Consider the following 6610-nt stretch of genomic DNA (forward strand, 5'->3'; position numbering starts at 1 on the left):
GTGCGCTCAATGACCGGTCTGCACGAGTTGCTGGAGTCGTCCGTCGACGACGGATCGGTGCCCGGTGCGGTGGCGTTGGTGACCCGCGGCGGCCGAGCCGAGGTGGTGGCGGCCGGGTTCGCCGACGTCGAGCACACCACGCCGATGGCGCGGGACTCGATCTTCCGGATCGCGTCGATCACCAAGCCGATCGGCGCGGCGGCGGTCATGATGCTGATCGAGGACGGCGTGATCGCGCTCGACGATCCGGTCGGCCGGTGGCTGCCCGAACTCGCGGCTCCGAAGGTCGTGCGCACGCCGGACGGCCCGATCGACGACGTCGTGCCGGCGGCCCGGCCGATCACCGTGTTCGACCTGCTCAGCTCGCGCGCCGGATACGGCTTCACCTCGGATTTCGCTCAGCCCGCGGTCGCGGCGCTGTTCGACGAGGTGCAGCGGGACGGCCTCTTTCCGCAGCTGCTCCCGGAACCAGACGCGTGGATGGCCGCCCTCGCGCGGATTCCACTGGTGTATCAGCCCGGCGAGGCCTGGCTTTACAACACCACGTCCGAGCTGCACGGCGTACTCGTCGCCCGCGCTTCGGGCCGGTCGCTGCCCGAGTTCCTGGCCGAGCGGATCTTCGAGCCGTTGGGCATGGCGGACACCGGCTTCGTGGTGCCGGCAGCCAAGCGCGACCGGTTCACCAGCTCCTATCGGCGCGATTCCGACGGGAAGCTCGTGCTCATCGACCAGCCGGACGGCCGGTGGAGCAGCATGCCAGCGTTCCCCTCCGCCGCCGGCGGCCTCGTCTCGACCGTGGACGACTGGTACGCATTCGGCCGGATGCTGCTCACCGGCGGCACGACCGCGGACGGCCGCAGTCTGCTGTCCGCCGAGTCGATCCGGCTGATGACCACCGACCACCTCACGCAGTGGCAGCGCGAGTTCGGCAAGCTGTTCCTGGAGGGCCAGGGCTGGGGTTTCGGCGGCTCGGTGGACGTCGCGCCGATCGATCCGTGGAACGTCGCGGGGCGCTACGGCTGGGTCGGCGGCAGCGGCACGATGGCGCACGTCGTCCCGTCCACCGGCCAGATCGCAATCCTGTTCACACAGGTGGCGATGGACTCGCCGGTCCCGCCGCCGCTGATGCGCGACTTCTGGCGGTACGCGGCCGACGCGTGAGGCACGGCCTGATGTGCGATGAGCTCCTGATGCGCGATCAGCACTGAGCAGAAGGCATGTTGGGCCCACTTGTTATCACTGCTTTTTCTTCTCTTTTGCAGCTCTTTACAGCGCGGGGTGGGCCGGCTGGTGGGTGGCCTCCTCGATCAGCGTGCTCGCTCTCGCCAGCAGCTGCCGGGCCAGGTCGTTGAGCGCCCGCGCGGCCGCCAGTTCCTCGCCGACCTGCGTCTGCAACGGGTCGTTCGGATGCTTGCTGGCGTGGCCGTGCGCACGCAGTTCGGTGCCGTCGGGAAGCCGGAGCAGCGCGGTCGCCCGGGTCTTCGGCCCGGCCTCGCGGAAGGTCACCTCGCTGTGCCAGCCGACGATCGTCTGCATCGTCGCCTCACCTGCCTTCTGCGGTTACCATCAGCCTGCACCTGCCCGGACCTTGGCGCCAGAGCGCCGCGCGCCAGGGTGGGGCGGGTCGGGCGCCGTCCGGCCGATCCAAGCCGTAGCGTCGGAGCATGAGACTCTCCGCCGAGCAGGCCCGCTCACGCTTCGCCGACAGCCCGGTCGCGGTGCTCGGCACGGTCGGTGTCGCGGGCGCGGCCCACCTGGTGCCGGTGACGTACGCGGTGTCCGGCGACCGGGTGTACATCGCGATCGACGACAAGCCCAAGAGCGGCGGGGAGCTCAAGCGGCTGCGGAACATCGCCGAGAATCCGCGCGTCTGCCTGCTCGCTCAGCACTACCAGGAGGAGTGGTCGGGGCTGTGGTGGGCGCGGGCCGACGGCGCGGCGCGGGTCATCGATCCGGGCGACATGCCGTTCGGAGTGCTCGGCGCGCTGGTGGGGCGCTATGCCTGGTATCGCGCGCACCCGCCGACCGGCCCGGTGATCGAGGTGACTGTGGAGAAGTGGTCGGGGTGGGCGTTCGCCGAGTCCCCGCCCTCGCTGGATCCGCCGGCCGACACCTTTCTGTGAGCGCGGCTCCGTGAGCATGCCGGTCTGTGCGCATGCCGGGCTGTGAGCGTGCAACCGCGGCGGGCGGCATCATGGTGTCGTGCCTGAAGGCGACACGATCTGGCTGACCGCTCAGCGGCTGCATGAGGCGCTGGGCGGGAACGTGCTGGTCCAGTCGGACCTGAGGGTGCCCAGGCTGGCCACCGCCAACCTGTCCGGCCATCGGATCGACCAGGTCGTACCGCGCGGCAAGCATCTGCTTTTCCGGCTCGACAACGCTCTGACGCTGCACTCCCACCTGCGCATGGAGGGCGCGTGGCTGATTTATCGGCACGGCGAGCGGTGGCGCGGCGGACCGGCCCACCAGATCCGCGCCGTGCTCGCCACCGCCGAACGCACCGCCGTCGGCTACCGGCTGCCCGTGCTCGACCTGCTGCCCACCGCACGTGAGGACTCGATCGTCGGCCATCTCGGGCCCGATCTGCTCGGCCCGGACTGGGACGCGGACGAGGCAGTGCGCCGGCTGCTGGCCGCCCCGGACCGCCCGATCGGCGAGGCCCTGCTCGACCAGCGCAATCTCGCCGGGATCGGCAACGTCTACAAGTCGGAGCTGTGCTTCCTGCGCGGCGTGACGCCGTGGACCGCGACGGTCCAAGTGCCCGAGCCGCAGCGAATGGTGAGCCTCGCGCATCGATTGCTTGAGGCGAACAAGGCTCGCCATGGGCATATCACGACCGGTGACGTGCGACGCGGACGTACGCACTGGGTCTACGATCGCGCGCACCAGCCGTGCCTGCGCTGCGGAATCACGGTCCGGGTCGCCGAACAGGGACCACCCGGCGAAGGCCGGGTCACCTATTGGTGTCCGGCGTGCCAGAGCGGCCCTGGGCCGGACGGCGCGTAACACATTCCAACGCTGTAACGCACTCGTCGGCGTGCGGCGTGCGGCGTGCGGCGTGCGGCGTGCGGCGTGCTGGTCAGTTGCCCCGGCGCCCATTTCGCAGCAGCGTTCAGTTGTTGCTGCTGCCCGGCAGTGCGTTTGAGAGGGCCTGTAGCTCGCTGGTCAGCTGGTTGGCAGCGTCCTGCGAGATCATGTTGTTGTCCGTGGCGTCGGAGATCTTCTGCGTGACGTCGTTGATCTTCTGCCTGACGTCGCGCCACTTCGAGTTGCCGCCTCCGTGGCTCCGCGCGTCGGCGATCGCCTGCTCCAGGTCGCCGAGCGAGTTCTGGATGTCACGGCCGGTGTTGGGGTCGATCGTGTCCTGGCCCTGCGCGATGAAGCCGTCGATCTGGCCGCGCATGGCCTCCAAGTAGCCGATCGGATCGCCGGCCGGGTCACCCAGCGTCGGGCTCTCGGACGGCGACGGACTCGGGGTCGGCGACGATGAAGCCGAGCCAGGCGCGGTGCTGGACGACGTGGTCGGCGGTGGCGTGCCATTCGACCCGTTCGACTTGGACAGTTCCAGCGCCATCGCCGTGACGCCGGCCGCGACCGCCGCGATGACCAGCGCACCGGCCAGCAGCCTGGTACGCGACTGCCGATCGGGCCGCACGGCAGTGGCGTCGTGTCGCGGTGGCAACGATGTGAGCTGCGTTGGCACGTCGAAGGCGGGCATCAGCAACGTCCGCTGCGCGGCCGGCGGCAGCGGTATCTGCGACAGGCGTGCATATACCTCTGCCGCATTCGGACGCTGCGCTGCGTCCTTCGCCATGCACCGTGTGTATAAGTCCACGATGCCGGGGGAGAGGCCGACGACGTTCAGTGGTGGAGCCGGTGCGTACAGGTGGGCATGCGCGACCTGAGTCACATCTCGGCTCTCAAAAGGCGGCATACCGGTCAGGCACCAGTGGAGAACGCAGCCGAGTGCGTACATGTCCGAGGCGGGGACCGCGCCGTGTCCCGTCAGCTGCTCCGGAGCCATGCAAGCGGGTGTGCCGATGGCCATGTTCCCGGTCAGGTTCGAGTCCCAGGCAGTCTGCGCGATACCGAAATCGAGTAGTTTCGCGCCGCTCGCGGTGAGCATCACGTTGCCCGGCTTCACGTCACGGTGCACGATGCCTGCGTCGTGCGCCGATCGCAGTGCGTCCGCCAGTTGCGCACACACCGCGACGGCCTCGGCAGTGGGCAGCGGGCCGCTGAGCAGCCGGTCGGACAGCGTGGTGCCGTGCAGCAGTTCGGTCACCAGGACCGGTTGCGCCGTGCCGTCCGGTTGACGCTGTTCGAGATAGTCGAAGACGACGGTGATCCGCGGATGCGCGAGCCTGGCCAGCGCCCGCGCCTCGCGCCGCAGCCGTTCCCGCTCGGTCGGATCGGCCAGGGCGGACCCGTGCAGCAGCTTCACCGCTACCGTCCGGTCCAGCGCGGTGTCGGATGCCTCCCACACCGTCGCGCTGCTGCCCGCGCCGAGCGGCCGCACAAGGCGGTAGCGGTCGGCGATCATAGTGCCGGGTATCACGGAGTCCACCCCGGGATTATCGCCTGTTCCGCTCGTAGTGCCAGAAACGGCCGCGCTCAGTCATCGGCCGGTGACCTCAGCGCGACGAACGCGGCGTCCCGGTCCGGTTTCCGCTCGCAGCTGAGGAGCTGCCTGATCAGGGCTCAGATAAGAAATGGCGGAACCGTGACTGTACAGCGGTGCAATAGATACAGTCTACTGGCACATACACAACGTCCAGTCGGTCTTCGAGGTCGGTCCCGGCCGGGGCCGACCGAGCTCACCGGCTCGTGCGGAAGGGATCCGGGCCGATGAGCGACGAACGCGGCTGGTACGGGGGTGAACGCGACCCCGAGGGCGGCGAGGACAAGACCGAGGCCTATCGGGCCTGGCAGCGGCAGCAGCAGTTGCAGCGTCCGTGGGACCGGCAGCAGCCCTGGCAGCAGGAGTCAGGGCCGGAACCGTTCGCGGACCCGCGGTCCCGCCCCGGGAACGCTCAGCAGGGCCCTGACACGGGCCAGGGCGGCCGGGGCGGGGCCGGGCACGAGGACGACTTCCGGCCGTTGTACCGGCGCGACCAGCCCGGTCCCGGCCAGCCGCCGATCCCGCCGGCCCAGTCACCGCGGCCTCCGCAGCCCCCACGGCCCACGCCGGTGCCTTCGCCCTTCCAGTCGCAGCGCTCGGACGGGCCGCCGCTTCCGCTGCGTGCCCGGCACGGCGGTACTCCCGACGACCAGGAGCCGTCGCGACCGCAGCGGCCCGAGCTTCCCCCCGGTCCCGGGGCCGCCGATCCCGGCCGGCGCGGCGGCGCGCCCGGCGGTGACTATGGAGGTCCGCCGACCGGTGGCAACCTGCCGCGGGTCGGCGATCCAGACCGGCGCGGCGGTCCGCCGCCAGGCGCCTACGGCGGCCCGAACACCGGCGGCATGCCGCGCGTCGGCGATCCGGGGCGCCGCGGCCCGGACATGTACAGCAACGAGCCGCCGCGCTCCGGCGCTCCGCGCCGCGATGGAGCGGACACCGGCACGTTCCGCCCGGACCGCTCCGGGGCGGGAGCGCCCGGAGCCGGGGGAGCGCGGCCGGACGGGTCTCGTGGCGAGACCCGGACGTCGCGGCTCGAAGCCGGGCGCGCGGGACGCGGACCGGACGGCCGGGTCAACCGCGACATCGACCTCGACGAGATCGGCCCGCGCGGCCGCGCCGGGTACGGCGGCGGATCGGGCTCCGGGCACGGCCGCACGAAGCCGGGCGGCGGCAGCGGCAACCGCGGGATGCTGGTCGTCGGCGGAACCGTGGGCGTCGTCGTACTGGCGCTCATCGCCTACTTCGCGACCCGGCCCTCCGGCGACTCGACTGCGGCCGGCACCGCCGACGCCACCTCGTCGCCCACCTCGATCACCTCACCGGTACCCAGCGGTAGCGCCGCGAACACGGCGCCCTCGACCACCAAGCCCTCCGGCGCGGGCGCGTCCGGCTCGGCCTCGTCCACCGCCGCGCCGACGTCGACCAGCACGGTCGCCGTGGACATCGCGAAGGTGCACGTCGCCGTCTACAACGGCAGCGGCGTCAACGGGCGCGCGGCGGGCATCAAGTCCGCGCTGGTGACCCAGGGCTTCACGCTCGCCACGGTCGGCGGCACGGCGACGAAGACCGCGAACACCAAGGTCTACTACCCCGCCGACCGCTCCGACTCGGCCGCCGCGGTCGCCAAGGCGCTGGCGATCCCGAGTCCGGACGTCACCGAGTCGTCCACGTACAGCGAGGTGACCGTGGTCATCGGCACCGACTGGTCCAGCGGGAACACGTACCCGGCCCAGTGACCGGATGCGCGGTGACCGGGCGCTGACATGACAGTGCCTCGGCGGCGGGGATTCACCCCGCTCGCCGAGGCACTCGGCCCCTCGCGGCGTCAGGAGCCGTCGCGCTCCAGACCCCGCTCGCGTGCGATCAGGTCCCGGTACCAGTGCGCGGAGGACTTCAGGATCCGCTTCTGCGACGGGTAGTCCACGTAGATGATGCCGAAGCGCTTGCCGTATCCGTAGGCCCACTCGAAGTTGTCGTGCAGCGACCACG

The 6610-nt window shown here is 71.0% G+C and carries 7 protein-coding genes; 4 read left to right on the top strand and 3 right to left on the bottom strand.

Features of this window, described 5'->3' with window-relative positions; all coding sequences use genetic code 11:
- The first annotated feature begins 9 nt into the window (after positions 1 to 9).
- Positions 10 to 1161, top strand: a complete 1152-nt coding sequence (locus tag VGS97_RS17525) for a serine hydrolase domain-containing protein (RefSeq protein WP_326854635.1) — start codon at positions 10 to 12, stop codon at positions 1159 to 1161.
- A 105-nt stretch (positions 1162 to 1266) separates the two neighbouring features.
- Here VGS97_RS17525 and VGS97_RS17530 read toward each other — a convergent pair whose 3' ends face one another.
- Positions 1267 to 1536: a DUF1876 domain-containing protein gene (locus VGS97_RS17530; RefSeq protein WP_326854636.1), complete on the bottom strand. Its 270-nt coding sequence runs from the start codon at positions 1534 to 1536 to the stop codon at positions 1267 to 1269.
- 128 nt (positions 1537 to 1664) lie between these two features.
- Here VGS97_RS17530 and VGS97_RS17535 point away from each other — a divergent pair, with 128 nt between their 5' ends.
- Entirely contained in the window at positions 1665 to 2123 is a 459-nt protein-coding gene (locus tag VGS97_RS17535) for a TIGR03668 family PPOX class F420-dependent oxidoreductase (RefSeq protein WP_326854637.1), read from the top strand.
- A 79-nt stretch (positions 2124 to 2202) separates the two neighbouring features.
- Positions 2203 to 3006 (top strand): Fpg/Nei family DNA glycosylase, encoded by an 804-nt coding sequence (locus VGS97_RS17540; RefSeq protein ID WP_326854638.1) that lies wholly within the window; start codon positions 2203 to 2205, stop codon positions 3004 to 3006.
- 106 nt (positions 3007 to 3112) lie between these two features.
- On the opposite strand, the gene VGS97_RS17545 is transcribed toward VGS97_RS17540, so the two are convergent.
- Positions 3113 to 4567, bottom strand: coding sequence for a serine/threonine-protein kinase (locus VGS97_RS17545; RefSeq protein ID WP_326854639.1), 1455 nt, complete (start codon positions 4565 to 4567; stop codon positions 3113 to 3115).
- A gap of 281 nt (positions 4568 to 4848) precedes the next feature.
- Between VGS97_RS17545 and VGS97_RS17550 the strand changes: the two genes are divergently transcribed.
- Entirely contained in the window at positions 4849 to 6357 is a 1509-nt protein-coding gene (locus VGS97_RS17550; protein ID WP_326854640.1) for a LytR C-terminal domain-containing protein, read from the top strand.
- Between the two features lie 89 nt (positions 6358 to 6446).
- On the opposite strand, the gene VGS97_RS17555 is transcribed toward VGS97_RS17550, so the two are convergent.
- Positions 6447 to 6610, bottom strand: a 164-nt coding sequence (locus tag VGS97_RS17555; protein WP_349262173.1) for a family 1 glycosylhydrolase, incomplete at its 5' end; no start/stop codon positions are given.

The sequence above is a fragment of the Actinocrinis sp. genome (genome assembly GCF_035946395.1).
Lineage (GTDB): Bacteria > Actinomycetota > Actinomycetes > Streptomycetales > Catenulisporaceae > Actinocrinis.